This window comes from Luteibacter yeojuensis (assembly GCF_000964085.1).
In the GTDB taxonomy this organism is placed as follows: Bacteria; Pseudomonadota; Gammaproteobacteria; order Xanthomonadales; family Rhodanobacteraceae; genus Luteibacter; species Luteibacter yeojuensis_A.
In genome coordinates this window covers 22,487-48,752 of sequence record NZ_JZRB01000020.1, presented here as the reverse complement: position 1 = coordinate 48,752, position 26,266 = coordinate 22,487, and the positions used below count along the sequence as shown (strand labels likewise).

Genomic DNA, 26,266 nt, shown 5'->3' with positions numbered 1-26,266 from the left:
CCGCCACGGCGCCCACCAGGTAGACGCTGCCGGCCAGGCCCACCTGGGTGTCGGTGAGGTGCAGCACCGGGCTGGATTTCAGGGCGCCGGCGATCGAGCCGGTGATGGTGACCTCGAGGCCATCCAGCACCCAGGTGATCCCCAGCGCCACCACCACGAGCGTGTGGAACCGGCCCCAGGCGAGGCGGTCGAGGCGGGCAGGGACGTCGGTCTCGATCATGCCCCGACCCTACGGGGCCACAGGTGGTCGTTTTGTCTACCGCGGCACGCGCATGCCGCCTGGCACGCCCCGTGGCGACAGCAGCACCTGCCAGAGCTGGTCGCGGCGGCTGCGGAAGATGCCGGCCGAGCAGCCCAGGTAATAGTGGAACATGCGCCGGAAGCGCTCGTCGTAGCGCGCCGACAACTGCGGCCACGCGGCATCGAAGTTCACCTGCCAGGCCACCAGGGTGCGGTCGTAGTCGGGGCCGAAGTTGTGCCAGTCCTCCACCACGAACAGGCTTTCGAGGGCGCTGGCCACCTGCGGCATGGTGGGGATCACCGAGTTCGGGAAGATGTACCGGTCGATCCACGGGTCGGGCCGTGTCGGCGCGCCGTTGCTGCCGATGCAATGCAGCAGCACCAGCCCGTCGGGCCGCACGCAGCGCCGCGCCACCTCGAACCAGGGCCGGTAGTTCTTCCCGCCCACGTGCTCGAACATGCCTACCGAGAGGATGGCGTCGAAGGATTCATCGAGCGCGTGGTAATCCTGCAGCCGGATCTCGATGGGCAGCCCGCGGCACAGCTCGCGCGCGTAGTCGGCCTGCTCTTTCGAGATCGTGATGCCGACGCCACGGGTGCCGTAACGCTCGGCCGCGTACTTCAGCGCCTCGCCCCAGCCGCAGCCGATGTCGAGGATGCGCTGGCCCGGCCGTAGCTGCAGCTTGCGGCAGATGAGATCGAGCTTGGCCTCCTGCGCATCGTCGAGGTTCCACGCGTTCGCCCAGTAGCCACATGAATACACCAGGCGCCTGCCCAGCATGGCCTCGAACAGGTCGTTGCCGAGGTCGTAGTGGCGGCGGCCCACGTCCCACGCGTGGTCGCCGCGCTGCATGTTGGTGAGGCGGGCCTTCAGGTGCGCCACGACGGTATCGAGCGTGCGCAGCGATTCGTCGAGGTGCGAGGTGAGCACGCGCGCCATGAAGCCGGGCAGGTCGGGGCAATCCCACCACCCATCCATGTAAGACTCGCCGAGGCCCAGCGAGCCGTGCGCGAACACGCGCGCGTAGGTGCGCTCGTCGTGCACCGTGATGTCGGTGGGGCGGTTGCCGTTGATCGCGATGCCCGCGTGTTCCAGCAGGCCCTGCGCGCGTGCCTTCAGTGACGACGTATCGTGGCTCATGGGTGGCGCCCCCTGTCGGGCATGATTATGGCCACCGCCGGGCACCACGGGGCAAGCACCACTTCCAGCTATACTGGAAGACATCCCCCGGTACAGATTGAAGGTCCATGGCCTCCGTAGCCCGCGACCCGCGGCGCCACCTCCCGTTGTTGCTCGCGGCCCTCAGCATGATCGGGCCGTTCTCCATCGACGCCATCTTCCCGGGCTTCCCCGATATCGGCCGTTCGTTCGGCGTGGGCGAGGTGGCCCTGCAGCAGCTGCTCAGCGTCTACCTGCTGGCCTATGCGGTGATGAGCCTGTTCCACGGCGCCATCTCCGACGCCTACGGGCGCAAGCCCGTCATCGTCGTGGCCATGGGCATCTACGCCCTGGCCTCGGCGGGCGCGGCGCTGGCGCCGGGCTTCGGCTTCCTGCTTGGCTGCCGCATCGTCCAGGGGCTGTCGGGCGGCGCGGGCATCGTCGTCGGCCGGGCCATCGTGCGCGACACGCTGCACGGCGAGGATGCGCAGCGGATGATGTCGAAGGTGATGATGATCTTCGGCATCGCGCCGGCCATCGCGCCCATCGTCGGTGCATGGTTGCTGGGCATCGATGGCTGGCGCGGCATCTTCTGGGCGCTCACGGCGTTCACGGTGCTGCTGGTGGCGGGCATCCTGCGGTTCCTGCAGGAATCGCACCCGGTCGAAAAACGCACCGTGTTCCGGCCGCGGCCGTTGCTGCGCGGCTACCTTGCCATCGCCCGCGACCTGCCGTTCTGGCCGCTGGCCATCGCCAGCTCGGTGAATTTCGCCGGCCTGTTCCTGTATATCGCCTCGGCGCCGCACCTCATCCGCGATGTGCTGCACCTGGGCGCCGACGGCTTTCCCTGGCTGTTCGTGCCGACCGTGACCGGCATGGTCACCGGTGCGTTCATTTCCGGCCGCGTCGCCGGCCGCGTCAGCGCGGCGCGCACCGTCGGCTGGGGTTACGCAGCCATGCTGGCCAGCTGCGCCTTCAGCCTGTTCTTAGCGCTGGTGCTCGACGCGCCGCGCGTGCCGTGGTCCACGCTGCCGCTGGCGCTCTACGGCTGCGGCGTGCAGATGGCCTTCCCCACCATCACCTTGCTGCTGCTCGATCGCTTCCCCGCGCAGCGTGGCGGCGTATCGTCGGTGCAGGCGTTCGGCAGCCTGCTCACCACGGCCTTCATCGCCGGCGTGCTTTCGCCGCTGTTGTCGTCGAGCATGCTGCACCTGGCGTTGGGCGCCTCGGCCCTTTGCCTGGTCGGCCTCGCGGCGTGGCTGTGGTACCGCGGCATGGAGCGCCGCCGCCTCGCGTCAGCCACCGCGGTGGCGGCCAGCGAGGTCGTCTCGCAGATCGAGCGCAACGAACCGGGCTGATCCCCCACGCTGGCCAGCCGTTTCACCTACATGGTGTGTCGGAATCATCCGACAGACGCATGGGGCTCCCTGCGCTAAGTTTCTCCCGCGGTGCCGGGTAGGAAACCCGGCCGCATGGGAGGAAACGCGTTGAAGACACGATGTCTGTTCAAGGGATTAAAGAAGTCGGTGTATGCCCTCGTCGATGAGGGCGATTGCCAGTGCGTGCATGCGTTCCTGGCCTCGCTCGACCGCGCGGCCCGCCGCAAGGTCGATGTGTTGTTCGATTTGTTCGGCACCATGGGCGGTATCCACAACACCGAGAAATTCAAGAAACTCGAGGGGTCGGCGGGCATCTTCGAGTTCAAGTCGTTCCAGGTGCGCCTGCTCTGCTTCATGCATGGCGATGGCGTGGTCGTCGTCCGCGGTGTTTACAAAAAGAAGGATAAGCATGACAAAACCGACATCGCGTACGCCGAGCGATGCAGGCGGCAATTTCTTGAGAAGGTGAACTAGATGGCTACGAACGACGACTGGGTTGCCCGCCAGGAGGCCACCGAGGAAGACCGCCGCGCCTACGAACGCGAGCGGCTCATCCTGTGGACCACCGAAGCGGTCGCCGAGCTCATGGCGTCCACCGGCATGTCCCGGGCCGACCTGGCCAGGCGGCTTGGCACCACCCGTGCGCAGGTCACGCAACTGCTTTCCGGCGCACGCACGCTTACGCTGGGCAACCTCGCGGATATCGCGTGGGCGCTGGGTCGCCGCGCCGTCATCAAATGGGAGCCGCTTCGCCGCGGGCCGTTCCTTTCGGCGCCGGTGCAGCCGGTGGATAGCCACCTGGCGCAGCGCCTCAGGAGCGTCGCCGAGCGCCCGTCCCCCTACGACACCGAGCGGGGGGACGACACCCCGTAGGGCCTAGCCCACGGGCAGGCCACGCGCCTGGAGAAATGCGCGGGCCTCCGGCGCGTCGTGTTCGAACCACGCCCGCGTGGAGCCGAGCCGGTAGGTGTAGCCCCAGCGGTCCATGTCGTCCATCAGGCGGCCGGAGCCCACCGACGGCATGTGGCCGGCCAGCACGATCTGCAGGTAGCAGGTGGCGTCTTCTTCCTCCACCGAGTCGGTGGCGTCCGTGTGGACCAGCGCGCGCTTGTCCTCGGGCAGCACCAGCAGGTGGCAGGCCTCGTGGAGCAGGGAGTGCACGGGGGTGTCGGCGCGGGCATACACCGTGCTGCCGATGATGCCGGCTTCGGTATCCCCCCAGTAGCTGCCGGGGATGGCTTCACCGTCGGCCACCGCGACAAGCGCGAGGCCATGGTGGGCGAGCAGGGTGCGGGGTTCGTCGAAGCCGATGTCGCCGACGCGGAGCACCGCGTCGGCGGGGCCGGCCGTGGTCATGCCGACGCGGGCTTGCCGTCCGGCAGCGCGACCGAGAGTTCGAGCACTTCGTGGCCGCTATCGCGCTCGAGGTTGATGTTCACGGCCTCGACGTCGACATTCACGTACTTGCGGATGACTTCCAGCAGCTCGTTGCGGAGCAGGGGCAGGTAGTCGGGGCCGCCACGGGTCGAGCGCTCCTGGGCGACGATGATGCGCAGGCGCTCCTTGGCCACGCCCGCGCTTGGCTCGGGCTTGCGCTTCAGGAAATCGAGGATACCCATGCTCAGCCTCCGAACACGCGCTTGAGGAAGCCCTTCTTCACCGGCTCGAGGAAACGCAGCGGGCGCTCGTTGCCAAGGATGCGGGCCACCGTATCCTTGTAGGCCTGGCCGGCATTGGAGTTCTCATCGAGGATGACGGGCACGCCCGCGTTCGACGCGGCGAGGACGTTTTCGGATTCGGGGATGACGCCCACGACGGAGATGCCGAGGATTTCCTCCACGTCCTTCACGCTGAGCATTTCGCCGGCTTCGACGCGGTTCGGGTTGTAGCGCGTGAGCAGCAGGTGCTGCTTGATCGGGGCTTCGCCCTTCTCGGCGCGGCGGGTCTTGCTGGAGAGCAGGCCCAGGATGCGGTCGGAGTCGCGCACCGAGGAAACCTCGGGGTTCACGACGACAACGGCGTGGTCGGCGAAGTACATGGCCAGGTGCGCACCCTTCTCGATGCCCGCCGGCGAATCGCACACCACGAAATCAAAGCCCTCGGCCGTGAGTTCGTTCAGCACCTTCTCGACGCCTTCCTGGGTCAGCGCGTCCTTGTCGCGCGTCTGCGACGCGGCGAGCACGTAGAGGGTTTCGTGGCGCTTGTCCTTTATTAGCGCCTGCTTCAGCGTGGCCTCGCCGTGCACGACGTTGACGAAGTCGTACACCACGCGGCGTTCGCAGCCCATGATCAGGTCGAGGTTGCGCAGGCCGACGTCGAAGTCGATGACCGCGACCTTCTTGCCGTCGATGGCGAGGCCGGTGGCGAGGGAGGCGCTGGTGGTGGTCTTGCCGACTCCGCCCTTGCCGGAGGTGACGACGATGATTTCAGTCAAGTGATTCTCCGCATACAACGGTTGGGATCGGCGTCAGAGCCGCGCGATCATGAGTTTTCCACTATCGAGCCAGCATTGCACGGCCTGGCCCTCGAATTCCTTGGGGATATCCTCGAACACCCGGTAATGCCCCGCGATGGCGACCAGTTCGGCGCGGAAATCGGAGCAGAAGATGCGCGCGGTTTCGTCGCCCTGCGCGCCGGCCATGGCGCGGCCGCGCAGGCTGCCGTAGACATGGATCGAGCCATCGGCGATGACCTCGGCGCCGTTGGCCACCGCGGCGGCCACGACCAGGTCGCGCTCGCGCGCGTACACCTGCTGGCCCGAGCGCACGGCGCTGCCGGCGTGGTGCTGCGCGGTGGCGGCGGCGCCGGGCTCCACGCCGGGCACCGGTGCCGGTTCGGCGGCGCGTGGCGTGGCGGCGACGGGTGCCGGGGCGGCCGCGGCGGCCTCGCCCTGGGCCGGCTCGTACTGCGCGCGGAACTTGGCGATGAGGGGCAGGCCCATGCGCTCGGCGAGCGCCTCGGTCTCGCTGGTGCCGTAGGCCAGGCCCACGGGCAGCATGCCGGCGCTGCGGATGGCTTCGAGCATGGCGTCGACCATGCCGTCGTCGGGCAGGCGGGGCAGGTGCGAGAGATCGAGCACCACGGCGGCGCGGGTGAACATCTGCGGTGCCGAGCGCACGCGGCGCTCCAGTTCCTCGACCAGCGCGGCGGCATCGACGCGGCGCACGCGCACGCAGGCGATGCCCACCTGGCCGAAGCGCAGGTCGCAGGCGGCTTCGAGGGATTCGGCGCGGGCGCTCATGCGGCCACCCCGCGGTCGGCGGGGCGGCTGCGCTCGGCGAGCCAGGGCTCGGCCGGCAGGCCGCCCTGTTCGAGGTAGCGCTCGCGCACGAACGGGAAGCTGGGCAGCTCGCGGGCGAGCAGGCTTACCTTCGGGCCATCCTCGCCCATCGTCTGCTGGCCCACTTCCTGGAAACCCATGGTGCCGTGGAACAGCACGGTCTGGTCGTTGCGGGGTTCAAGGAAAACTTCGCAGGTCAGGAGCGGCACGCGTACCTCGGCATAACTTTGCACGTCACAGTAAAAAATGCGGCCCAGGCCATGGCCGCGGTAATCGTGCTCGATGACGATGCGATCGATGTACACGAAGGATTCGTAATGGCCCTGGAACCAGCGGAAATTCGGGCTCTGGTAAGCGGCATCCTGGCGCATGGCGATGAGGAAGCCGACGAGGCGGCCATCCTGCTCGGCGATGCGGAAGTAATGCGCGTGGTCGTACAGGTGGCGCAACCGGGTGCGATCGGTGGCGAGGATGCCGGTGCCCGCTGCGTTGTTAAGCGCAAGCACGGCATCCAGGTCGTGCTCTCGCACGTCGCGGATGGCAAGGGCCATTCGTTGCTCCGGTCCATGTGTTACGAAAAAGGCAGCCCCCGGGGCGCCCGACGCGCGGATTATGACACGCCCCGGTCTCGCCGGGGAGCGCCGGCGCGGATGTAAAACCGTTGTAAAGCCGGTGTTTGCCGCGCCGCGCCACGTGACTTCAGTCAGGTGGTGCCGGCCACGCGAAGGCCTATGATGCGTGCATGTCAAAGCCCCAGCTGAACCACGTCCGCCTGCTGCGCTACGCCGCGTACTTCGTGTACCTGTGCGTGGGCCTGCCGCTGTCGCTGCAACGCGCCGGCGCGCAGGACGGCCAGATCGGCGACCTGGCCCTGCTGGCGTGGACCGGCTGCTACCTCGTCTTCGGCCTGGTGTACTGGCTGCTGACGCGCAGCTTTGGCACCCGCGTGCACGGCCCCACGCGCATCGTGGTGCTCGTGGTGCTCACGGGCACGGCGCTGGCCATCGGCGCGCTCAGCCGCAGCGGCCTGTCGGCGCTGCTGCTGGTGCTCGTCGCGGCCGTGGCGCCATGGCTGGTGAGCCTGCCGGTGGCCATGGTGTGGATGGTGGTGGCCCACGTGGCCCTCGTGCCCGTGCTCACCCTCGTGCCCGGGTTCACCCTGCTGCTGTCGGTGATGCAGGCCTGCCTGTATTTCGGCTTCTCCTCGCTGATGTTCGTCACCTCCATGGCCGCGAGCCTGCTGGCCGAGGAGCGCGAGGAGCTACGCCGGCTCAACTCCGAGCTGCGCGCCACGCGCGCGCTGCTGGCGGAATCGACCCGCATCGCCGAACGCATGCGCATCGCGCGCGACCTGCACGACCTGGTCGGCCACCACCTCACCGCGCTCAGCCTCAACCTCGAGGTGGCCAGCCACCTCACCAACGACACCGCGCGCGAGCACGTGCTGAAGGCGCAGACCACCGCCAAGCAGCTGCTGGCCGATGTGCGCGAGGTGGTCAGCGAACTGCGCCAGGACGACGCCATCGACCTCACCCAGGCCCTGCGCAGCCTGACCGAGGGCGTGCCGGGGCTTTCGGTGCACCTGGCCATCCCGCCGCGTTTTGGCGTGGAGGATCCGCGCCGGGCCCAGATGCTGCTGCGCTGCGTGCAGGAGATCCTCACCAACACCGTGCGCCACGCGGCCGCCCGTAACCTCTGGCTCACGTTCCGCCACACCGGGCCCGACGAACTCTGCCTCGACGCCCGCGACGACGGCCGGGGCACGGGCCACGCCACCGGTTTCCGCCCTGGCAACGGCCTCACCGGCATGCGCGAGCGGCTCGCCGAGTTCGGCGGCACCATCGCGTTCCGCGACGCCCCCGAGGGCGGGTTCGCCCTGACGGCCCGCCTGCCGCTGGGCGAGGCGCAGGTGCTGGCCCATGCCCCCCAACGCCTGCCGCTGGCCGATAGCCCGCTGCCGCCCACCCATGCCACCATCGCCGTTCCATCCGAGGACCCCACATGATCTCCGTCTGCCTCGTTGACGATCAGAACCTGGTCCGCCAGGGCATCCGCTCGCTGCTCGACCTTGCCGGCGATATCCGCGTGGTGGCCGAGTGCGCCGACGGCGCCCAGGCCGTGCAGACCATCCCGCAGGTGCGCCCCGACGTGGTGCTGCTCGACCTGCGCATGCCCAACATGAGCGGCCTGGAGGTGCTCCAGGCGCTGGGCGGCCGCAACGAGCTGCCGCCCACCATCATCCTCACCACCTTCGACGACGACCAGCTGGTGCTGTCGGGCCTGAAGGCGGGCGCCCGTGGCTACCTCCTCAAGGATGTGTCGCTCGACCAGCTGGTGGAGGCCGTGCGTACCGTGGCCGCCGGGGGCTCCCTGGTGGCCCCCATGGTCACCCAGCGCCTGCTGGCCGGGGTGGGCCGCATCCAGAACCAGTTCTCGAGCCTGGAGCAGCCCGATCCGCTCACCGAGCGCGAGACCGAGATCCTGCGCCTGCTCTCGGGCGGCTACAGCAATAAGGAGATCGCCAACTCCCTGCGCGTGGCCGAGGGCACCGTGAAGAACCACGTGTCGAACATCCTTTCCAAGCTGGGCGTCCGCGACCGCACCCGGGCCGTGCTGAAGGCCTTGGAGCTGGGTATCGTCTGACGGGCGGCTGACCAGCCCCGGCCGCACCGGAATTTTTCGCCTTGTACTGGCTTGCGAAAAAGGGCAGGGGACCCAATGGCGCTCGGCGCCATGACCGGCTACCATCGGTTCTTTCGGCACTGGCAGCCGCTTGCCACGGGCCGTTCTTCAGGGGTGACGGCGCGGCCTCCACAGCCGGGCGTTGCCTGTTCAAAGACGTTCGGAGAATCGTGGAATGACGCGTCTGTTAGAATTCATCGTCGCTATTGTCATCGTCGCCGTCCTTGGCGTCGTCGTTGGCGTGGCCATGCCCTCGACCGGACACGTCGAGCGCGAAGTGCTTATCAGCAAGGACTTGCGCCAGGTTTACGACGTCTTTAGCAACTTCCGTCGCTTCCAGGACTTCAGCGTCCTGCGCACCTACGACCCCAAGCTGCAGTACGAGCTGTCGGGCAAGGCCTACGGCCCGGGCGCCAAGATTTCGTGGAAGGCCAACGACCCGAAGCTGGGTGACGGCTCCCTCGAGATCGCCTCCATCGATCCGGGCTTCGCCCAGATCAGCGATGCGGGCAAGGGCACCATCGTCTGGAACCTCGAGAACAACTGGCGCGGCCACGACAAGAAGTACACCATCAACCTCGAGCGCACCGGCCGCAGCCAGAAGCTCGTGAAGGTGAACTGGGCCTACGATGTCGCCTACGGGTTCAACCTGATCGACCGCTTCTCGAACCTCTACATCCACGGCGATCCCGACGCGCAGATCCAGTTCAGCCTGTCGAACCTGCAGAACCTGATGGCGTCGATCCCGAACATCGACTACAGCAAGATGGTTCCGTCGATCGTCGAGCAGCCGGCCAAGCCCATCCTGTTCGTTTCCACCACGGCCCCGCGCACGCTCGACGACGTCGACACCGCGTCGGACAAGGCCATGGCCGAGATCCAGGCGGCCGCCAAGAAGCTCGGCGTGAACATCGTCAGCCCGCGCATCACGTTCACCACGAACTGGGGCGACCAGAACTACACGTTCGACGTGGCCGCCGAGATCGACGCCACCACGATCAAGATCAACGGCCAGGACGTGGAACTGACCGCCGCCCAGCGCCCGACGCTCGACGCGGCCGCCCCGGCCGAAGCCTCGACCGCCGCCGCCCCGGCCGCCCCGGCCGATGCCGCCACCCCCGGCAGCAAGGACAAGCTGGGCCGCGTCGTCGTCGACGGCAACGTCAAGGCCACGCTCGCCTTCGGCGGCAAGGCCCTCAAGGCTGACTGGAACGGCACCGGCGCCGGCCTGCCGCAGACGCGCCAGATGCTGGCCGCGTACTCGCAGACCCACGGTTACAAGTACGACGACGTGAGCTTCCGCGCCTACGACATCCAGGTGAAGGCCCCGGTGAACAACAAGGGCACGATCGAGGGTTACGACGAGCAGAAGTTCGAGATCTACCTGCCGCTGCAGGGCGACAACCTCCCGGACCAGACCCCGGAGCAGGAAGCCGGCATGAAGCAGCCGGGCCTGGAAGACGCCGCCCCGGCGGGCTCGTCCTCCGCTCCGGCCGCCGCGGGCACGGCCCCGGCCCCGGCAGGCACCGCCCCGGCCCCGGCCAGCACGGCCGCCGCCCAGTAAGCCGCGAAGCGACTTACGCTGTCGAAAAAAGGCCGCCTCCGGGCGGCCTTTTTTTGTTCCCACCCCCTGTGGGAGCGCGCTTGCGCGCGATGCTCTTCAAGCGGTTCATCCGCTATCGCGAATGCATGTTTCTAGCGGCTTGCGCCGCCTGTGTCTGGTGGTGTGTCGGAAGTCGGGGGCGGGCAGGCCCTTGGTGCCGCCAGTCGCGGACCTTCGGACCGGGCCGTAGCACCGCCTGCGCGACAATCGCTACGCATGGCGGCCCTCCGCTCATGTCGGCCCCAAGGGCCCACCCGCCGCCGAATCGCGACACCGCACCAGCCTAAGGCGGCGCCAGCCGCTGGATGCATGCATTCGCGAAGCGAATGAACCGGTGCAAGAGCATCGCGCGCAAGCGCGCTCCCACAGGCCTTTCCCACAAGTCATACGCAGCGCCATGGACTGGATACCGTCGTCGTCGCCGTGCGTTAATGGGCGGGCATGATCGAGACCGAACGACTCACCCGCTGCTATGGCCCGCTTGTCGCGGTCGATTCGCTGACCCTCCGCGCCGAGCCCGGCCAGGTCGTCGGGTTGCTCGGCCCCAACGGCGCCGGCAAATCCACCGCCATGCGCATGATCGCCGGCTTCCTCACCCCCACCGCCGGCACCGCCCGCGTGTGCGGGCACGATATCCGTCGCGAACCCCTCGCCGCCAAGCGCGCCCTCGGCTACCTGCCCGAGGGTGCACCCAGCTACGCCGAGATGACCGTCCGCGAGTTCCTCACCTTCATGGTGCGCGTGCGTGGCCTCGACCGCGACGTGGCGCTGCGCCGCTTTGACGAGGTGGTGATGCGGCTGGAGCTGGAGGATGTGCTCGAGGCGCCGATCGGTACGCTGTCCAAGGGCCTGCGCCGCCGCGTGGGCCTGGCGCAGGCGATCCTGCACGATCCGCCCGTGCTGATGCTTGACGAGCCCACCGACGGCCTCGACCCCAACCAGAAGCACTCGGTGCGCATGCTCATCGACGCCATGGCGCGCGAGCGCACCATCCTCATTTCCACCCACCTGCTCGAAGAGGTGCACGCGCTGTGCAACCGCGTGGCCATCATCGCCAACGGCAAGCTGCTGGCCGATGCCACGCCGGCGGAGCTCGAGGCCCGCTCGCGGTACCACGGCGCGGTGTCATTCAGCGCGCAGGGTAGCGGTGTATCGCGCGAGATGCTGGCGCGCATCCCGGGCGTGTCGATGACCGAGGTCGACCCGCTCGACGGCCGGGTCACGGTGTTCCCCAAACCCGGCCAGCCCATCCTCGAGGAGGTGCAGGCCCTGCTGCGCGAGCAGAACCTGCTCGTCACCGAAATCCAGCTGGAGCAGGGGCGCCTGGACGAAGTATTCCGCCAGATCACCACGCAGCCGCGCGGAGGCAACGCATGAGCGCCGTGGCTGCCATCGTCCGGCGCGAGCTGCGGGCTTATTTCGTCACGCCCGTGGCCTATGTGTTCATGGTGATCTTCCTGGTGCTGTCGGGCGTGCTGACGTTTTACACGGGCGATTTCTACGACCGTGGCCTGGCCGACCTGCAGCCGTTCTTCGACATGCACCCTTGGTTGTACCTGGTGCTGGTGCCGGCGGTGACGATGTCGATGTGGGCGGAAGAGCGCGCCTCGGGCACGCTGGAGCTGCTCCTTTCGCTGCCGGTGAGCATCTCGCAGGCGGTCCTGGGCAAGTTCCTCGCCGCGTGGGGCTTCATCGGTATCTGCCTCGCGCTGACGTTCCCCATCTGGGTCACGGTGAATTACCTCGGCCAGCCGGATAACGGCGTCATCGTGTCGGGCTACATCGGCAGCTGGCTCATGGCCGGCGCGTTCCTCGCCATCGGTGCGTGCATGTCCACGGCCACGCGCAGCCAGGTCATCGCGTTCATCCTCACCGCCTCGCTGTGCTTCGTGCTGCTGCTGGTGGGCCAGCCGCAGGTGCTCGATTTCTTCCAGGACGCGCTGCCGCCCAAGCTTATCGGCGCCATGGGCCAGCTCTCGATCGTCCGGCATGCCAACGCCATCGCGCGTGGCGTGCTCGACCTGCGCGACCTGGTGTACTTCGGCGCCATGATCGTGGCGTGGCTGGGGGCGGCCGTGCTCGTGCTCGACCTGAAGAGGACGCGCTGATGAAGCGGCCCTCGTTCGCCCTTTCGCGGGCCAACCTGCTGCGGCTCGGCCTCGTCGCCGTGGCGGTGCTGTTCCTCGCCGTCATCGGCGCCAGCTCGCTGTCGCTGCGCACGGCCCGCATCGACCTCACCGAGGATCGCATCTACACGCTCACCCCGGGCACGGAAAACATCGTCGATGGCCTCGCCAAGCCGCTGACGCTCACCCTGTACTTCTCCGAGCACGCCACCCGCGAGCTGCCGCAACTGCGCAGCTATGAGCAGCGCATCCTGGAGATGCTGCGCGAGATCGCCGTGCGGGCGCATGGGCGCATCCGTTTGCGGGTGATCGACCCGGTGCCGTACTCCGACGATGAGGACGCCGCGGAAAGCTATGGGCTCACGCCGGCCAGTGGCGGCAGCAACGGCGAGCGCGTGTTCTTTGGTCTGGTCGGCACGACGGGCACGGGCGATGCGACGACATCACAGGCCATCGCCTTCTTCGACCCGGCACGCGAGGCGTTCGTCGAGTACGACATCGCCAAGCTGCTGTACGAACTGGGTGCCCCGCGCAAGCCGAAGATTGGCGTCCTGAGCTCGCTACCCGTCGAGGGCAACCTCGTCATCGGCGAGCAACCCTGGTCGGTGGTGCGCCAGCTCGACCAGCTGGCCGATGTGACCACGATCGACCCGGAGGGCCTCACGCGCATCGACCCCTCGGTGAACGTGCTGTTGCTCATCCACCCCAAGAAGCTCAGCGACGACGCCCAGTACGCCATCGACCAGTACGTGCTGCACGGCGGGCACCTGGTGGTGTTCGTCGACCCCGATGCGGAGATGGATACCGCGCCACTGATCGATTCGAACGGCACCGTGGACGACCACGATTCCGACCTGCGCCGCCTGTTCGGGGCCTGGGGCGTGGTGTACGACCCGGGCAAGGTGGTGCTCGACCGCTCGCAGGCGCTCACCATCGAGCTCAACGGCAACAGCGTGCCGCATGCGGCCATGCTTGGCCTGTCGGCGCAGGACCTGAACCACGACGACGTGGTGACGGCGAGCCTTCAGCGCATCAACGTTTCCACCGCGGGCTTCTTCGAGCTCGCGCCGGATACGAAGGCGCGCCTGCTGCCGCTGGTGCAGACCTCCGACGAGGCCACGGTGGTGCCGTCGCAGCGCGTGCGCGATGCCGTGGCCGACCCGTCGACGCTGCTGGAGAACTACGAGCCCAGCCACGATCGCTACGTGGTCGCGGCGCGCCTGCGCGACACGTTCCACACGGCCTTCCCCGGGCGCAAGGGCGCCGGCCACCTCGATGTCGCCGCCGCGCCGGGCGAGGTCGTGCTTATCGCTGATACCGACCTGCTCTCCGACCGCCTGTGGCTCGATGTGCAGCCCTTGCTGGGCCAGCAGCAGCTCACGCCGTTCGCGAACAACGGCGACTTCATCGCCAACATCGTGGATAACCTCGGTGGTTCCACGGCGCTGTTGTCGATCCGCGGCCGCGCCAACCTGCAGCGGCCGTTCACGCGCGTGCGGGCCATGCAGGCCGCGGCCGATCGCAAGTTCATCGTGAAGAAGCGCGAGCTCGAGAACGAGCTGTACGACACGCAGCGCCGCCTTGCCGAGCTGCAGCCTGCGAAGGGCGCCGCCGCGACCAACACGCTCACCTCGCAGCAGCGCAAGGAAGTGGAGCAATACCTGCAGCGCAAGCTTGCCATCGGCAAGGAGTTGCGCGACGTGCAGCACCAGCTCAACGCCGAGATCGACGCGCTGGGCATGCGCCTGAAGTTCATCAACATCGTGTTGGTGCCCGCGCTCGTGGCCCTGGCGGGCTTGTTGTTCGGCTGGCGCCGCACGCGCCGCGCGCGCCGGGAGATGTAAGCCGTGGGCGGGGGGCTGCTGAAGTGGATCGTGCCGTGGGAGTTCTCGTGGAGCTTCCTGCTGGCCTTCGTCGCCATCGCATGGCTGTATGCGGCGGGCGCGCGGCGCCTGCGCGTGCCAGTGGGCCGCCGCGCCGCGTTCTGGGCGGGCATGGCCATCGTGTATGTCACGCTGCACACCTACCTGGATTACTTCTTCGAGCATGAGTTCTTCATGCACCGTATCCAGCAGGTGTTGCTGCACCACCTGGCGCCGTTGCTGATCATCGCGTCTTACCCGGGCACCGTGCTGCGCAAGGGCCTGCCACTGCCATGGCGCGTGCGCCTGCGCAGGGCGGGGCGCTCGTGGGCCGGGCGCGCCGTGGCGGCGGTGCTGCTCAACCCGGCCTTCGTCACGCTCTCGTTCGTTGCGCTGATCCTGGTGTGGCTCATCCCCGACATGCAGACGCTGGCGATGCTCGACTGGCGCATCTACCGTTTCATGAACTGGTCGATGATGGCCTCGGGCCTGGCCTACTGGTGGCTGGTGCTCGACCACCGCCCCAAGCCGCCGGGGCGCATGACGCCCGGCATCCGCGTGCTGTCGCCGGCGTTCACCATGACCCCGCAGATCGTGGCGGGCGCCATCGTCACCTTCTCGAAGGCTGACCTCTATCCCATCTTCGAGATCTGCGGCCGCGCCTTCACGATGAACGTGCTCACCGGCCAGCTCATCGGCGGCGTCATCATGTGGGTGCCGGCGGCCATCATCGAATCCATCGGCGGCCTGCTGGCCATGCGCCAGTGGCTGCGCCTGTCGCGCACGGGGCGGCTGCCGAAGCGGCCGCCCGTAGTGCGCCGGGTCAGTAGACCTTCGGTACCTTCACCGCCTTCGCGGTGACGCGTTCTTTCCGCGGCTTGCCCTTCAGCTTGGGCAGCTCCACTCCCTGGTCCGGCACCAGCTTGTCGGGCACCTGGTCGAGCAGGTGGCGGATGAGGTCCAGGCGGCCTTTCTTCTGGTCGTTGAAGTCGGCGATGAACCACGGCGCGTCAGGCTTGTCGGTGTGCTGGATCATCGTGTCGCGCAAGTCGCCCATTTCTTCGTATTTCTCGCGGCCCTTGATGTCCACGGGCGAGAGCTTCCAGCGCTTGAGCGGGTCTTCCGCGCGCTCGGCGAAGCGTTCTTCCTGCTCGGCCTGGTCCACGGCCAGCCAGTACTTGAACAGCAGGATGCCGTCGTCGGTGAGCAGTTTCTCGAAGGCGGGACAGGCCTTCATGAACGCGTCGTACTGTTCGGGCGTACAGAAGCCCATGGCAGGCTCCACCACGGCGCGGTTGTACCAGCTGCGGTCGAACAGCACGAGCTCGCCCGCCGCCGGCAGGTGCTCCACGTAGCGCTGGAAGTACCACTGGGTTTCTTCCTGGGGCGTCGGCTTGCCCAGGGCCACCACGCGCGCGGCCCGCGTATCGAGCTTGTCGGTGATGGCCTTGATGGTGCCGCCCTTGCCGGCGGCATCGCGGCCTTCGAAGACCACCACCATGCGCTTGCCGGTGCGGCGCAGCCAGCGGGTGAGGCCGACCAGTTCGACCTGGAGGGCCTCGAGGTCGTGCTCGTACTGTTTCTTTTTCTTACCCATGCCACGGCTTCCTGGGACGAAAGAGGCATTCTGCCCCAGCTTGCGTCACGACATTGTGGGAGCGCGCTTGCGCGCGATCGCGCGCAAGCGCGCTCCCACGGGGTTGGGGCGTGCGGCAGGGGGCACCCCATGCGCCCCCACTTCCCATCCCCCGCCTCCGCTCTAGTCGCCCAGCCCCCTCAACTCATCCACCTGGTTCTCACGCGTCAGCGTATCCACCAGCTCATCCATATCCCCCTGCATCACCTCCACCAGCCGATACAGCGTGAGGTTGATACGGTGGTCCGTGATGCGCCCCTGCGGGAAGTTGTACGTGCGGATGCGCTGGCTGCGGTCGCCGGAGCCCACCTGCAGGCGGCGTTCCTCGGCCTGGGCGGCGCTCTGCTTGCTGCGCTCGGCGTCGAGCAGGCGGGCCTTGAGCAGGCTCATGGCGCGTGCGCGGTTCTTGTGCTGGCTGCGCTCGTCCTGGCACTCCACGACCGTGCCCGTGGGCAGGTGGGTGATGCGGATGGCCGAGTCGGTCTTGTTCACGTGCTGGCCACCCGCGCCGGAGGCGCGGAAGGTATCCACCTTCAGGTCGGCGTCGCGGATCTCGATGTCGCCCACCTCGTCCTGCTCGGGGAGGATGGCCACCGTGGCGGCCGAGGTGTGGATGCGGCCCTGTGATTCCGTCTCGGGCACGCGCTGCACGCGGTGGGTGCCGGATTCGAACTTCAGCCGCGAGTAGGCACCGCGGCCCTCGATGCGCGCCACCACTTCCTTGTAGCCGCCGTGCTCGCCCTCGTTCGCGTTGAGGATCTCGACGTGCCAGCGCATGCGCTCGGCGTAGCGGGCGTACATGCGGAACAGGTCGCCGGCGAAGATGGCGGCCTCGTCGCCGCCGGTGCCGGCACGCACTTCGAGGAACAGGTTGCCGTCGTCGCGCGGGTCCTTGGGCAGCAGCAACACCTGCAGCTCGCCGTCGAGCTCGACAAGGCGGCGCTCGATCCGCTCGATATCGTCGGCGGCCATCTCGCGCATGTCGGGGTCGTCGAGCATGGCCTTCGTGTCGGCCAGCTCGCGCTCGGCGTCGTCGTGTTCCTTCAGCGAGGTGGCCACGGGTTCGAGCTGGGCGTATTCACGCGAAAGATCGCGGAAGCGGTTGCCGTCGGCCAGCACGTCGGGCTGGGCCAGCAGCAGGCCCACCTCTTCGTGGCGTTCGGCGAGGGCTTCGAGTTTGCGGCGGATCGACGGGGTCATCTGGGGGCACGATGGCGGCTCAAGCCGTACATCATGCGGAAACGTCGTCGTCCGGGTCCAGCCCGTAGAGGCGGCCGGCCGCGTGGAGCAGGTCGAGGTCGCCCGAAAGAGCGGCGTCGCGCAGGCGGGCGCTGGGGGCGTGGAGCAGCTTGTTGGTGAGCGTGTTGGCGAGGAAGGCCAGGGCTTCCTCGGCCGGGCGGCCCCTGGCGAGCATGGCCTGGGCCTTGGCCAGTACCTCGTCGCGCTGGGCTTCGGCGGCCACGCGCATGTCGACGGCGGGGTTGCGCAGGGTAAGCGCGCGGCGCCACGACATGTAGCGCTCCACCTGCAGGTCGATGATGGCATCGGCCTCGCGGGCGGCGAGCTCGCGCGAACGGCGGTTCTCGTCGATGACCTGCTTGAGGTCGTCGATGCCGTAGAGGTACACGTCGTCGAGCTGGGCCACGCCCGGTTCGATATCGCGTGGCACGGCGATATCCACCATGAACATGGGCCGGCGGCGGCGCTGGGCGATGGCGTCGGCCACCATGGCCTTCGTGACTACGGGCTGGCGCGCCGCCGTGGAGCTGATGACGATGTCGGCCTCGGCCAGGTGGCGGGGCAGGTCGGCCAGGGCGATGGCGTAGCCGCTGTAGCGGCCGGCCAGCTCCTGGGCGTTCTCGAGCGTGCGGTTGGCGACGATGAGCCGGCGCACCTGCTTGTCGGCAAGGTGGCGCGCGGCCAGCTCGATCGTCTCGCCCGCGCCGATCAGCAGCACGCAGGCCTGGCGCAGGTCGGTGAACACCTGCTCGGCCAGGCGCACCGCGGTGTAGGCCACCGAGACGGTGTGCGCGCCGATGCGGGTATCCGTACGGACGCGCTTGGCCACGGCGAACGTGTGCTGCAGCAGGCGCTCCATGGGGGCCTTCAGCGCGTTGGCGCTGCGCGCCTGCTGGTAGGCATCTTTCACCTGGCCCAGGATCTGCGGCTCGCCCAGCACCATCGAGTCGAGCCCGGTGGCCACGCGGAACATGTGGCGCACGGCATCGTGCTCGTCGTGCCGGTAGAGGAACTCATCGAGGCGTTGCGGGGTCAACCGGTGTTGCCGGGACAACCATTGCCCCGGCACCCCCTGGAAACCGTCGGCCACGCTCACGTAGAGCTCGGTGCGGTTGCAGGTGGAGAGGATCATGGCCTCCTCCACGCCCGGCTGGGCGGTGAGGTCGCCCAGGGCCTCGGCCGCCACCGTTTCGTCGAACGCCACCTGCTCGCGCAGGCTGACCGGCGCGGTGAGGTGGTTGAGCCCGAGGGCGATGAGTGGCATGTCGGCGGCGGCGCTCGGCGGGGGTGGCGTCGGCTAAGCTAAGGGCGCATTGTGCGCTGACTAGCGGAAAACAACGGAGAGTAGTGTGCTGAGCGGTCGGTCCAAGTTCAAGCTAGTGCGGCATTTTGTGGTCCTCATGGGTGCCGCCGCGGCCCTTGCCGGTTGCGCCACCGCCACGCCGCCCGCCGGGCAGCAGCCCCGCCAGGTCCGCACCGGCGTCCAGCCGCTCGACCGCCTGCAGGTGGCCATCGTGCCACCCGAGCGCGACCTCGAGGCCCAGGTCATGGCCGGCGATTTCGCCATCGCCCACAACGATCTCAAGGCCGCGTCAGACGCCTACGGCCGCGCCGCGGCCCTCAGCGACGACCCGAAGGTGGCCAGCCGCGCCGCCGAGCTGGCCCTCGCCATCCACGACCAGGCCGCTGCGGGCAAGGCGCTCGACCGCTGGGCCGCCCTGGGTGCGAAACCGGGCGAGCTGGCCGAGGGCAGGGCGCGCATGGCGCTCGACCGCGGCGACACCGCCGAGGCCCAGCGCCAGCTCGAAACCCTGGTGGCGGCCGGTGGCCCGGACGCCTGGCGCGCCTTTGGCCGCACGCTCGTACAGGCCCGCGACGCCGCCCAGGCCGGCGTGCTGCTCGAGCGCATCGCCACGCCGCAGCGCCTGCCCAACGATTCCACGGCCTGGCTGGCCATGGCCGAGCTGGGCGAGAACCTGGGCCGCCACGATTACGCCCAGCGCATCGGGGCCGAGGCCCTCAAGCGCTTCCATGACGGCACCACCTATGCCTGGGCCGCCCAGCAGAAATTCCACGCGGGCGACAAGGCCGGGGCGAAGAAGCTGTTTGCCAAAGCGGTCGCGGCCGACCCGAAGAACCCGCGCCTGCGCCTCGCCTACGGCTCGGTGCTCGCCCAGGGCGGCGACGAGAAAGAAGCCGCCCGCGTGCTGGCGCAAGGCGCGCAGGACGCCGACACCTACAGCATGCGCATGACCCTGGCGGCCCGCGCGGCTGACAAGGCCGCCATCCGTCGCCTTTATGACGAGATCCGCCGGCAGCCCGACGACGTGCAGGCCGATAACGCGTTCACCCTCGGCCAGCTGGCCGAGCTGCAGGACAAGAAGGACGACGCCCTCGACTGGTACGCCGCCGTGGGCGACGACGACCCGCGCGCCTTCGATGCCTCCGTGCGCAGCGCCGTCATCCTGCACGCCCAGGGCAAGGACGACGACGCCCACCAGGTGGTCGCCGACCTGCAGACCAGCTACGCCGACCGGCCGGATGCCCTGCAGAAGGCGTTCGCGGTGGATGCCGAGCTGTACATGGACGCGGGCCAGTTCGACGCCGCGGCCGCCGCGTACGACAAGGCCCTGCGCGTGAAGCCCGACGACACCGAGATGCTCTATGCGCGCGGGCTCGCTTACGCCGAGGCCGGCCGCGTCGACCAGGCCGTGGCCGATTTCCGCAAGGTGCTCGACATGAAGCCGGGCGATATCGAGGCCAGCAACGCGCTGGGTTACACGCTGGCCGACAACAACCGCGACCTGCCCGAGGCGCAGACCCTGCTGCAGGCGGCGCGCAGCGCGCGGCCGGACGACCCTTCCGTGGCCGATTCCTGGGGCTGGCTGCAGTTCCGCCAGGGCCAGCTCGACCAGGCCGAGAGCACGCTGCGTGGCGCGTGGGCGAAGCAGAAGGACGGCGACATCGGCGTCCACCTGGCTGAGGTGCTATGGCAGCGCGGCGAGCACGACGAGGCCCGCAAGGTGCTGAACGAGGTGCGCCGCATCGACCCTAAGAACGCCCAGCTGAAGAAAACCGAGAAGAAATTCACCCCGTGAGCCGATCCCTTTCCGCCCCCCGCGGGGCCCTCGCGGCCCTGCTGCCGCTGCTGCTCGCCGCCTGCGCCACCACCCGCCCCGCGGTGCATAACGCGGGCGATGTCGTCACCCTGGGCCAGCAGGAGCAGCGCGAACGCGCCCTCGCCGATACCAGCCACTGGACCCTGCAGGGCAAGCTCTCGGTATCCGATGGCAAGGATTCCGGCTCGGGCGCGCTGACGTGGAAGCAGGACGGCGAGCGCTATGAGTTCACCGTGCGGGCCCCGGTCACGGGCCGCAGCTTCCGCCTCGTTGGTGGCCCCGATGGCGCCGACCTGGAGGGCCTGGACGGCGGCACCCGCCACGGGCCCGATGCCGAGACGCTGATGGCGCAGGCCGTCGGCTGGCAGATCCCCATGGCGGAACTGAAGCGCTGGGTCCTCGGCCTGCGCGCCGACACGGGGCCGGCCGATATCCGCTTCGGCGACGACCGCCTGCCGTCACAGCTCACGCAGGATGGCTGGGTGGTCGACTACAAGGCCTGGGACGCCACCCACCAGCCGCCGATGCCGAGCAAGGTCTTCGCGGAAAAAGCCCCGTTAAAGGTGCGCCTGGCGATCGACACCTGGCAGCTGGGCCCGTAGCAACCATTTTTTTGTGGGAGCTAGCTTGCTGGCGATGGGGTTTGCGACAAGTCACATCGCCAGCAAGCTGGCTCCCACAGGCTTCGTCCGCGATAATCCCGCCTTTCGCGCCGAAGCCCACCCCCGTGACGCACTTCACCATCACCCGCGCCCAGCCTGACGACGCCGGGCGCCTGTGCGCCATCGAGCGCGCGGCTGTCGAGATGTTCCGCGGGCACGAGGCCTGGGCGTCGTATTCGGCCATGGCGTTGCCCGTCGATATTGTCCGCCAGCTCATCATCCGCGGCCTGTGCTGGGTCGCGGTGGTCGACGGCGAGGCGGTCGGGTTTGTCTGCCTGCATGCCGATGGCACGCCTGGCGCCATCGGTATCGCCGAGATCGACGTGCTGCCGGCGTTCGGCGGCCGGGGCATCGGTGCGGCGCTGCTCGAGCACGCCTGCGCCTGGGCGCGCGAGGCCGGTTATTACCGCGTCGACCTCGGCACGCTCGCCGATGTGCCGTGGAACGCCCCGTTCTATGCGAAGCATGGCTTCGTGGAGGTCGACAAGCATGCCCCGGAGTTCGCCGAGGCGCTGGCGCGCGACCGCGACAATGGGTTCCCCGACCACCTGCGCGTGTTCATGAGCCGCCGGCTGGCGCCGCTGGCCCGTGGCGACTGGACCGCCTGGCCGGCCCCCGCGAAGCTGAACCTGTTCCTGCGCATCACGGGCCGCCGGCCCGACGGCTACCACGAGCTGCAGACGGTGTTCCGCCTGCTCGACTGGGGCGACGAGGTGCGCCTGCGCCGCCGCGAGGACGGCGTCATCACCCGGCCGACCGACGTGCCGGGCGTGCCCGAGGCCAGCGACCTCGCCGTGCGGGCCGCGCGCCTGCTGGCGGAGGCCACCGGCACCGCCCTTGGCGCGGAGATCGAGGTGACCAAGCGCATCCCCATGGGCGGTGGGCTGGGCGGGGGCAGCTCGGACGCGGCCAGCGTGCTGGTGGGCCTCAACACCCTGTGGGAAACCGGCCTGGACGAGGACGCCCTGGCCGCCCTGGGCCTGGCGCTGGGCGCCGACGTGCCGGTGTTCGTCCGCGGCCGCTCGGCCTGGGCCGAGGGCGTGGGCGAGCGCCTCCAGGCCATGAAGCTGCCCCGGCGCTGGTACGTCGTGCTCGACCCCGGCGAGCACGTGCCTACACCGGCCTTGTTCGCTGCCCCCGAATTGACTCGAAATGCCCCGCGGGCGACAATTTCGTCCTTTGTTTCCGGGGATTCGGCGGAGAACGCCTTCGAACCGGTGGTCCGTGCGCGCCACCCGCGGGTGGCCGCGGCGCTGGACTGGCTGGCAGGCTTCGGCCGCGCCCGGCTTTCCGGCAGCGGTGGCTGCGTTTTCCTGGAAACGAGAACCTTCGAAGCGGCCCTCGCGGTCGCGTCGCGCTGCCCCGGGGCCTACACCGCCCACGTGGCGGCGGGTGTCGATCCATCGCCGCTGTTCGCGGTGCGCGCGCGGATCGGGGCAAGGGGGTTCGCCTAAGGACGGAAAGGGCCGCGGGCTGCGGCATGTGTCACGAATTGTTGGGGCGTCGCCAAGCTGGTTAAGGCACGGGATTTTGATTCCCGCATGCGCAGGTTCGAATCCTGCCGCCCCAGCCACCTTCACGGGTGGCACTGCGCCGATTCAACCTAACTTTTCCCCCAGGAGTCCCCGTGGACACGTCCACCCCGATGCTCTTCTCCGGTAACGCGCACCGTGCGCTTGCCGACGATGTCGCCGCACGCCTTGGCATCCCGCTGGGCAAGGCGCTCATCGGCCGGTTCAGCGATGGCGAGGCGCAGGTCGAAATCGAAGAAAACGTCCGCAAGCAGGAAGTGTTCGTCATCCAGCCGACGGGCGCGCCCAGCGCGGAAAACCTGTTCGACCTGCTGGTACTGGTGGATGCGCTCAAGCGCGCCTCGGCCGGCAGCGTCACCGCGGTGATGCCGTATTTCGGCTACGCCCGCCAGGATCGCCGCCCGCGCTCCGCGCGCGTGCCGATCACGGCGAAGCTGGCCGCGAAGATGCTCCAGACGGCCGGTGCCGATCGTGTCCTCACCATCGACCTGCACGCCGACCAGATCCAGGGCTTCTTCGATATCCCGGTCGACAACGTGTACGCCTCGCCGGTGCTCCTCGCCGACATCTGGCGGCACCACAGCATGGACGACCTGATCGTGGTCAGCCCCGACGTCGGCGGCGTGGTGCGTGCGCGTGCGCTCGCCAAGCGCCTCGACGACGCCGACCTGGCCATCATCGACAAGCGCCGCCCGAAGGCGAACGTGGCCACGGTCATGAACATCATCGGCGACGTGGAAGGCAAGACCTGCGTGCTGGTGGACGACATCGTCGACACCGCCGGCACGCTCTGCGCCGCCGCGGCGGCGCTGAAGGAAAAAGGCGCCCGCAAGGTCGTCGCGTACTGCGTGCACCCGGTGCTTTCGGGCGCCGCCATCAGCAACCTCGAGGCATCGCAGCTCGACCAGCTGGTGGTCACCAACACCCTGCCGCTGCGCGACAACGCCCGTAACTGTGCGAAAATCCGCCAGTTGTCGGTCGCGGAGCTGCTCGCGGAGACGATCCGCCGCATCGCCTATGGCGAGTCGGTCAGCTCGCTCTACATCGACTGAACCACCGTTTTTTCGGTCTTCCCTGGTCGCGGGGAAGACCTCTACCACCGCCGCGAGGCGGTTTACTTGAGGCAACACCACCATGGCTACCAACCACAAGCTCACCGCCACGAGCCGCAAGATCGAAGGGAAGGGTGCGAGCCGCCGCCTTCGTACCGCGGGCTACGTGCCGGCCATCGTTTACGGCGCAGGCGCCGAGCCGCAGGCCATCCAGGTCCTGCACAACGACATCCTGCTCGGTTCGCGTTTCGAGTCGTTCTACTCGTCGGTCATCGAGCTGACCGTCGACGGCAAGGCCCAGAAGGTCCTGATCAAGGACTGGCAGAAGCACCCGTTCAAGCAGCTCATGCTGCACATGGATTTCCAGCGCGTTAACGAGAACGAAGCCGTTCGCGTCGCCGTGCCGGTGCACTTCCTGAACCAGGAAAAGAGCCCGGCGGGCAAGACGGCCGGCCTGGTCATCTCGCACAACCTGACGGAAGTCACCGTGTCGTGCCTGCCGAAGGACCTGCCGGAGTTCATCGAACTCGACCTGGCCAACCTGAAGGCCGGCGACATCATCCACCTCTCGGACCTCAAGCTGCCGAAGGGCGTGGACGTGCCGGAACTGGGCCTGGGCAAGGAGCACGACGTTGCCGTCGTCACCGTGGCGCAGATCCAGGAAGAAGTCGACCCGACCGTCGAAGGCGCCGAAGGCGGCGAGGCGTCGGACGAAGAGAAGAAGTAATCGGCTGGCGGCCCGCGCCCCCGCGCGCGGGTCGCCCACCGTGCCCCTTCCATGGCGTCCATCCGTCTTATCGTCGGCCTCGGTAACCCCGGGGCCGAATACGTCAGGACCCGGCACAACGCCGGGTTCTGGTGTGTCGATGCGCTGGCCATGGAGAAGGGCGGGCGCTGGTCGTTCGATGGCAAGCTGCACGGCGAAAGCTGCAAGGTGGGCATCGGCGGCGAAAGTGTGTGGCTGCTGAAGCCGGCCACGTTCATGAACAAGAGCGGCATCGCCGTCGCATCGGCGCTGCGCTACTACAAGATCGCGCCGGAGGAATGCCTCGTCGCCCACGACGAGCTCGATCTTTCCCCCGGCACCGTCCGCATGAAGTTCGATGGCGGCCACGGCGGCCAGAACGGTTTGCGCGACATCATGGCCCACCTGGGCCACGGCAAGTTCCATCGGCTACGGGTCGGCATCGGCCACCCGGGCAGCAAGGACAAGGTCACCCCGTGGGTGCTCGGCCGGCCCAACGCGGCCGACGAGGACGCCATCATGCACGGCATCGGGCGCGCGTTCGACGTGCTGCCGCTGGCGCAGGAAGGCAAGTTCGAAGAGGCGATGAAACGCCTGCACACCGCCGCCTGACCCTACCCAACACCTACCGGATACAGAGAAGTTCGCCATGGGCATCAAATGCGGCATCGTCGGCCTGCCTAACGTCGGCAAGTCCACCCTGTTCAACGCGCTGACGAAGGCGGGCATCGCCTCGGCCAACTTCCCGTTCTGCACCATCGAGCCGAACACCGGCATCGTGCCGGTGCCCGATCCGCGCCTCGAGGCGCTGTCGGCCATCGTCAAGCCGCAGAAGATCATCCCCACCACCATGGAATTCGTGGACATCGCCGGCCTCGTCGCCGGTGCCTCGAAGGGTGAGGGCCTGGGCAACAAGTTCCTCGCGCACATCCGCGAGACCGACGCCATCGCGCACGTCGTGCGTTGCTTCGAAGACGGCAACATCATCCACGTGGCCAACAAGGTCGACCCCATCTCCGATATCGAAACCATCGATACCGAGCTGGCGCTGGCCGACCTGGAGTCGGTGCTGAAGGCCCTCGACCGCGCCACGCGTTCGGCCAAGGCCAACGACAAGGACGCGCTGGCCCGCAAGCCGGTGCTCGAGAAGCTGGCCAAGGTACTCGACCAGGGCCGCAGCGCGCGCACCGCCGGCCTCGATGCCGAGGAAAAGGCGCTGGTCCGCGACATGTTCCTCATCACCATGAAGCCGCTGATGTACATCGCCAACGTGGCGGAGGATGGCTTCGAAAATAATCCGCACCTCGACGCCGTCCGCGCCCGCGCGCTGGAAGAAGGCGCCGAGGTGGTGCCGGTGTGTGCCGCCATCGAGGAAGAGCTCTCGCAGCTGGACGACGCCGAGCGCGACGAATTCCTGCAGAGCATGGGCCTCGACGAGCCGGGCCTGAACCGCGTCATCCGCGCCGGCTACAAGCTGCTCGGCCTGCAGACGTATTTCACGGCGGGCGAAAAGGAGGTCCGCGCGTGGCAGGTCCGCGCCGGCTCCACGGCGCCGCAGGCCGCCGGCGTCATCCACACCGACTTCGAACGCGGTTTCATCCGCGCCGAGACCGTCGGCTACGACGACTACATCAAGTACAACGGCGAGCAGGGCGCGAAGGAAGCCGGCCGCCTCCGCCTCGAGGGCAAGGACTACCTCGTGAAGGAAGGCGACGTCCTCCACTTCCGCTTCAACGTCTAAGCCACTCATCCCTGGGGAACCCCTTTTGGGGGAGATGCCCTATGGGGGAAGAACCTGGTGGGAGCGCGCTTGCGCGCGATGCTCTTAAAAAAAACCGGCGCAAGCCGGTTTTTTTTATCGGTTCATCCGCTAACGCGAATGCATGCATCCAGCGGCTCGCGCCGCCTCAGGCTGGCACGCCGTTCTGCGACACAATTCAATCGCTTGCA

General features: G+C 68.3%; 27 protein-coding genes and 1 tRNA gene. 18 read left to right on the top strand and 10 right to left on the bottom strand.

The genetic code is table 11. The features are described 5' to 3' along the window. Together VI08_RS10190 and cfa are read right to left on the bottom strand one after the other, a co-directional pair. A partial coding sequence (locus VI08_RS10190) for a hypothetical protein (protein WP_045829474.1) occupies positions 1-220 on the bottom strand: 220 nt, incomplete at its 3' end. Positions 221-256: 36 nt separating this feature from the next. After that, a complete protein-coding gene (gene cfa, locus VI08_RS10185; protein WP_045829473.1) occupies positions 257-1,381 on the bottom strand; it encodes a cyclopropane fatty acyl phospholipid synthase in 1,125 nt (374 codons plus the stop codon). Between the two features lie 107 nt (positions 1,382-1,488). On the opposite strand from cfa, the gene VI08_RS10180 reads away from it, so the two are divergent. The 3 genes from VI08_RS10180 to VI08_RS20835 all read left to right on the top strand — a co-directional run bounded on the left by VI08_RS10180 (position 1,489) and on the right by VI08_RS20835 (position 3,651). Continuing rightward, on the top strand, positions 1,489-2,757 hold the full coding sequence (locus tag VI08_RS10180; RefSeq protein WP_045829472.1) for a multidrug effflux MFS transporter: 1,269 nt from the start codon (positions 1,489-1,491) through the stop codon (positions 2,755-2,757). Positions 2,758-2,886: 129 nt separating this feature from the next. After that, the gene (locus VI08_RS10175; RefSeq protein WP_198148915.1) at positions 2,887-3,252 is read left to right on the top strand and encodes a type II toxin-antitoxin system RelE/ParE family toxin; all 366 of its coding nucleotides are present in this window, start codon (positions 2,887-2,889) and stop codon (positions 3,250-3,252) included. Continuing rightward, positions 3,253-3,651: a helix-turn-helix domain-containing protein gene (locus tag VI08_RS20835; RefSeq protein ID WP_052697817.1), complete on the top strand. Its 399-nt coding sequence runs from the start codon at positions 3,253-3,255 to the stop codon at positions 3,649-3,651. A 3-nt stretch (positions 3,652-3,654) separates the two neighbouring features. Here the strand turns inward: VI08_RS20835 and VI08_RS10165 are convergent, their stop codons facing one another. From VI08_RS10165 to VI08_RS10145, 5 genes are read right to left on the bottom strand one after another with little or no spacing between them, the layout of a single operon-like run. Then, positions 3,655-4,134 (bottom strand): hypothetical protein, encoded by a 480-nt coding sequence (locus tag VI08_RS10165; protein ID WP_045829470.1) that lies wholly within the window; start codon positions 4,132-4,134, stop codon positions 3,655-3,657. After that, complete coding sequence (gene minE / locus VI08_RS10160) at positions 4,131-4,397, bottom strand: cell division topological specificity factor MinE (protein WP_045829469.1); 267 nt, start codon at positions 4,395-4,397, stop codon at positions 4,131-4,133. Before minE ends, VI08_RS10165 begins: the two co-directional genes overlap by 4 nt. A 2-nt stretch (positions 4,398-4,399) precedes the next feature. Continuing rightward, positions 4,400-5,212, bottom strand: coding sequence for a septum site-determining protein MinD (minD, locus tag VI08_RS10155; protein WP_045829468.1), 813 nt, complete (start codon positions 5,210-5,212; stop codon positions 4,400-4,402). Positions 5,213-5,245: 33 nt separating this feature from the next. Then, positions 5,246-6,019 carry a septum site-determining protein MinC gene (gene minC / locus VI08_RS10150; protein WP_045829467.1) on the bottom strand — a complete coding sequence of 258 codons (774 nt, stop codon included), beginning with the start codon at positions 6,017-6,019 and terminating at the stop codon, positions 5,246-5,248. Continuing rightward, complete coding sequence (locus VI08_RS10145; RefSeq protein ID WP_045829466.1) at positions 6,016-6,609, bottom strand: GNAT family N-acetyltransferase; 594 nt, start codon at positions 6,607-6,609, stop codon at positions 6,016-6,018. The genes minC and VI08_RS10145 overlap by 4 nt, the downstream gene beginning before the upstream one ends. Before the next feature lie 191 nt (positions 6,610-6,800). On the opposite strand from VI08_RS10145, the gene VI08_RS10140 reads away from it, so the two are divergent. From VI08_RS10140 to VI08_RS10110, 7 genes are all read left to right on the top strand, one after another. After that, a complete protein-coding gene (locus VI08_RS10140) occupies positions 6,801-8,063 on the top strand; it encodes a sensor histidine kinase (protein WP_084621429.1) in 1,263 nt (420 codons plus the stop codon). Continuing rightward, positions 8,060-8,701 (top strand): response regulator, encoded by a 642-nt coding sequence (locus tag VI08_RS10135; protein WP_045829465.1) that lies wholly within the window; start codon positions 8,060-8,062, stop codon positions 8,699-8,701. Before VI08_RS10140 ends, VI08_RS10135 begins: the two co-directional genes overlap by 4 nt. A gap of 214 nt (positions 8,702-8,915) precedes the next feature. After that, complete coding sequence (locus tag VI08_RS10130) at positions 8,916-10,304, top strand: polyketide cyclase (RefSeq protein WP_045829464.1); 1,389 nt, start codon at positions 8,916-8,918, stop codon at positions 10,302-10,304. A gap of 480 nt (positions 10,305-10,784) precedes the next feature. Next, on the top strand, positions 10,785-11,720 hold the full coding sequence (locus VI08_RS10125; RefSeq protein WP_045829463.1) for an ABC transporter ATP-binding protein: 936 nt from the start codon (positions 10,785-10,787) through the stop codon (positions 11,718-11,720). Beyond that, positions 11,717-12,451 carry an ABC transporter permease subunit gene (locus VI08_RS10120; protein ID WP_045829462.1) on the top strand — a complete coding sequence of 245 codons (735 nt, stop codon included), beginning with the start codon at positions 11,717-11,719 and terminating at the stop codon, positions 12,449-12,451. Before VI08_RS10125 ends, VI08_RS10120 begins: the two co-directional genes overlap by 4 nt. Next, a complete protein-coding gene (locus tag VI08_RS10115; RefSeq protein ID WP_045829461.1) occupies positions 12,451-14,313 on the top strand; it encodes a GldG family protein in 1,863 nt (620 codons plus the stop codon). Before VI08_RS10120 ends, VI08_RS10115 begins: the two co-directional genes overlap by 1 nt. Before the next feature lie 3 nt (positions 14,314-14,316). Then, on the top strand, positions 14,317-15,192 hold the full coding sequence (locus VI08_RS10110; protein WP_045829460.1) for a cytochrome c oxidase assembly protein: 876 nt from the start codon (positions 14,317-14,319) through the stop codon (positions 15,190-15,192). On the opposite strand, the gene ppk2 is transcribed toward VI08_RS10110, so the two are convergent. The 3 genes from ppk2 to hemA all read right to left on the bottom strand — a co-directional run bounded on the left by ppk2 (position 15,155) and on the right by hemA (position 18,470). Continuing rightward, a complete protein-coding gene (gene ppk2, locus VI08_RS10105; protein ID WP_045829459.1) occupies positions 15,155-15,928 on the bottom strand; it encodes a polyphosphate kinase 2 in 774 nt (257 codons plus the stop codon). The genes VI08_RS10110 and ppk2 overlap by 38 nt on opposite strands. Before the next feature lie 162 nt (positions 15,929-16,090). Then, a complete protein-coding gene (prfA, locus tag VI08_RS10100) occupies positions 16,091-17,167 on the bottom strand; it encodes a peptide chain release factor 1 (protein ID WP_045829458.1) in 1,077 nt (358 codons plus the stop codon). Between the two features lie 31 nt (positions 17,168-17,198). Further along, positions 17,199-18,470 (bottom strand): glutamyl-tRNA reductase, encoded by a 1,272-nt coding sequence (gene hemA / locus VI08_RS10095; RefSeq protein WP_045829457.1) that lies wholly within the window; start codon positions 18,468-18,470, stop codon positions 17,199-17,201. Between the two features lie 136 nt (positions 18,471-18,606). Between hemA and VI08_RS10090 the strand changes: the two genes are divergently transcribed. The 8 genes from VI08_RS10090 (at position 18,607) to ychF (ending at position 26,057) form a co-directional block, all read left to right on the top strand. Beyond that, a complete protein-coding gene (locus tag VI08_RS10090; RefSeq protein WP_045829477.1) occupies positions 18,607-20,304 on the top strand; it encodes a tetratricopeptide repeat protein in 1,698 nt (565 codons plus the stop codon). Continuing rightward, a complete protein-coding gene (gene lolB / locus VI08_RS10085; RefSeq protein ID WP_045829456.1) occupies positions 20,301-20,927 on the top strand; it encodes a lipoprotein insertase outer membrane protein LolB in 627 nt (208 codons plus the stop codon). The genes VI08_RS10090 and lolB overlap by 4 nt, the downstream gene beginning before the upstream one ends. Before the next feature lie 125 nt (positions 20,928-21,052). Next, the gene (gene ispE / locus VI08_RS10080) at positions 21,053-22,441 is read left to right on the top strand and encodes a 4-(cytidine 5'-diphospho)-2-C-methyl-D-erythritol kinase (protein ID WP_045829455.1); all 1,389 of its coding nucleotides are present in this window, start codon (positions 21,053-21,055) and stop codon (positions 22,439-22,441) included. Between the two features lie 42 nt (positions 22,442-22,483). Continuing rightward, positions 22,484-22,560 (top strand) — tRNA-Gln (locus VI08_RS10075). 72 nt (positions 22,561-22,632) lie between these two features. Continuing rightward, positions 22,633-23,571, top strand: a complete 939-nt coding sequence (locus VI08_RS10070; protein WP_045829454.1) for a ribose-phosphate diphosphokinase — start codon at positions 22,633-22,635, stop codon at positions 23,569-23,571. 82 nt (positions 23,572-23,653) lie between these two features. Continuing rightward, positions 23,654-24,298 carry a 50S ribosomal protein L25/general stress protein Ctc gene (locus tag VI08_RS10065; protein ID WP_045829453.1) on the top strand — a complete coding sequence of 215 codons (645 nt, stop codon included), beginning with the start codon at positions 23,654-23,656 and terminating at the stop codon, positions 24,296-24,298. A 51-nt stretch (positions 24,299-24,349) separates the two neighbouring features. Then, positions 24,350-24,928 (top strand): aminoacyl-tRNA hydrolase, encoded by a 579-nt coding sequence (gene pth, locus VI08_RS10060; RefSeq protein ID WP_045829452.1) that lies wholly within the window; start codon positions 24,350-24,352, stop codon positions 24,926-24,928. A gap of 37 nt (positions 24,929-24,965) precedes the next feature. Then, positions 24,966-26,057, top strand: a complete 1,092-nt coding sequence (gene ychF, locus VI08_RS10055) for a redox-regulated ATPase YchF (RefSeq protein WP_045829451.1) — start codon at positions 24,966-24,968, stop codon at positions 26,055-26,057. Positions 26,058-26,266: the final 209 nt, after the last annotated feature.

Coding starts and splice junctions, on each gene's coding strand:
- VI08_RS10070 (WP_045829454.1), top strand. CDS start 22,633: ATGCTCTTCTCCGGTAACGCGCACCGTGCGCTTGCCGACGATGTCGCC.
- ppk2 (WP_045829459.1), bottom strand. CDS start 15,928: ATGGGTAAGAAAAAGAAACAGTACGAGCACGACCTCGAGGCCCTCCAG.
- cfa (WP_045829473.1), bottom strand. CDS start 1,381: ATGAGCCACGATACGTCGTCACTGAAGGCACGCGCGCAGGGCCTGCTG.
- minE (WP_045829469.1), bottom strand. CDS start 4,397: ATGGGTATCCTCGATTTCCTGAAGCGCAAGCCCGAGCCAAGCGCGGGC.
- VI08_RS10090 (WP_045829477.1), top strand. CDS start 18,607: ATGGGTGCCGCCGCGGCCCTTGCCGGTTGCGCCACCGCCACGCCGCCC.
- VI08_RS10065 (WP_045829453.1), top strand. CDS start 23,654: ATGGCTACCAACCACAAGCTCACCGCCACGAGCCGCAAGATCGAAGGG.
- VI08_RS10120 (WP_045829462.1), top strand. CDS start 11,717: ATGAGCGCCGTGGCTGCCATCGTCCGGCGCGAGCTGCGGGCTTATTTC.
- prfA (WP_045829458.1), bottom strand. CDS start 17,167: ATGACCCCGTCGATCCGCCGCAAACTCGAAGCCCTCGCCGAACGCCAC.
- VI08_RS10130 (WP_045829464.1), top strand. CDS start 8,916: ATGACGCGTCTGTTAGAATTCATCGTCGCTATTGTCATCGTCGCCGTC.
- minC (WP_045829467.1), bottom strand. CDS start 6,019: ATGAGCGCCCGCGCCGAATCCCTCGAAGCCGCCTGCGACCTGCGCTTC.
- VI08_RS10115 (WP_045829461.1), top strand. CDS start 12,451: ATGAAGCGGCCCTCGTTCGCCCTTTCGCGGGCCAACCTGCTGCGGCTC.
- pth (WP_045829452.1), top strand. CDS start 24,350: ATGGCGTCCATCCGTCTTATCGTCGGCCTCGGTAACCCCGGGGCCGAA.
- VI08_RS10125 (WP_045829463.1), top strand. CDS start 10,785: ATGATCGAGACCGAACGACTCACCCGCTGCTATGGCCCGCTTGTCGCG.
- hemA (WP_045829457.1), bottom strand. CDS start 18,470: ATGCCACTCATCGCCCTCGGGCTCAACCACCTCACCGCGCCGGTCAGC.
- VI08_RS10140 (WP_084621429.1), top strand. CDS start 6,801: ATGTCAAAGCCCCAGCTGAACCACGTCCGCCTGCTGCGCTACGCCGCG.
- VI08_RS10145 (WP_045829466.1), bottom strand. CDS start 6,609: ATGGCCCTTGCCATCCGCGACGTGCGAGAGCACGACCTGGATGCCGTG.
- VI08_RS10180 (WP_045829472.1), top strand. CDS start 1,489: ATGGCCTCCGTAGCCCGCGACCCGCGGCGCCACCTCCCGTTGTTGCTC.
- VI08_RS10135 (WP_045829465.1), top strand. CDS start 8,060: ATGATCTCCGTCTGCCTCGTTGACGATCAGAACCTGGTCCGCCAGGGC.
- ychF (WP_045829451.1), top strand. CDS start 24,966: ATGGGCATCAAATGCGGCATCGTCGGCCTGCCTAACGTCGGCAAGTCC.
- VI08_RS20835 (WP_052697817.1), top strand. CDS start 3,253: ATGGCTACGAACGACGACTGGGTTGCCCGCCAGGAGGCCACCGAGGAA.
- VI08_RS10165 (WP_045829470.1), bottom strand. CDS start 4,134: ATGACCACGGCCGGCCCCGCCGACGCGGTGCTCCGCGTCGGCGACATC.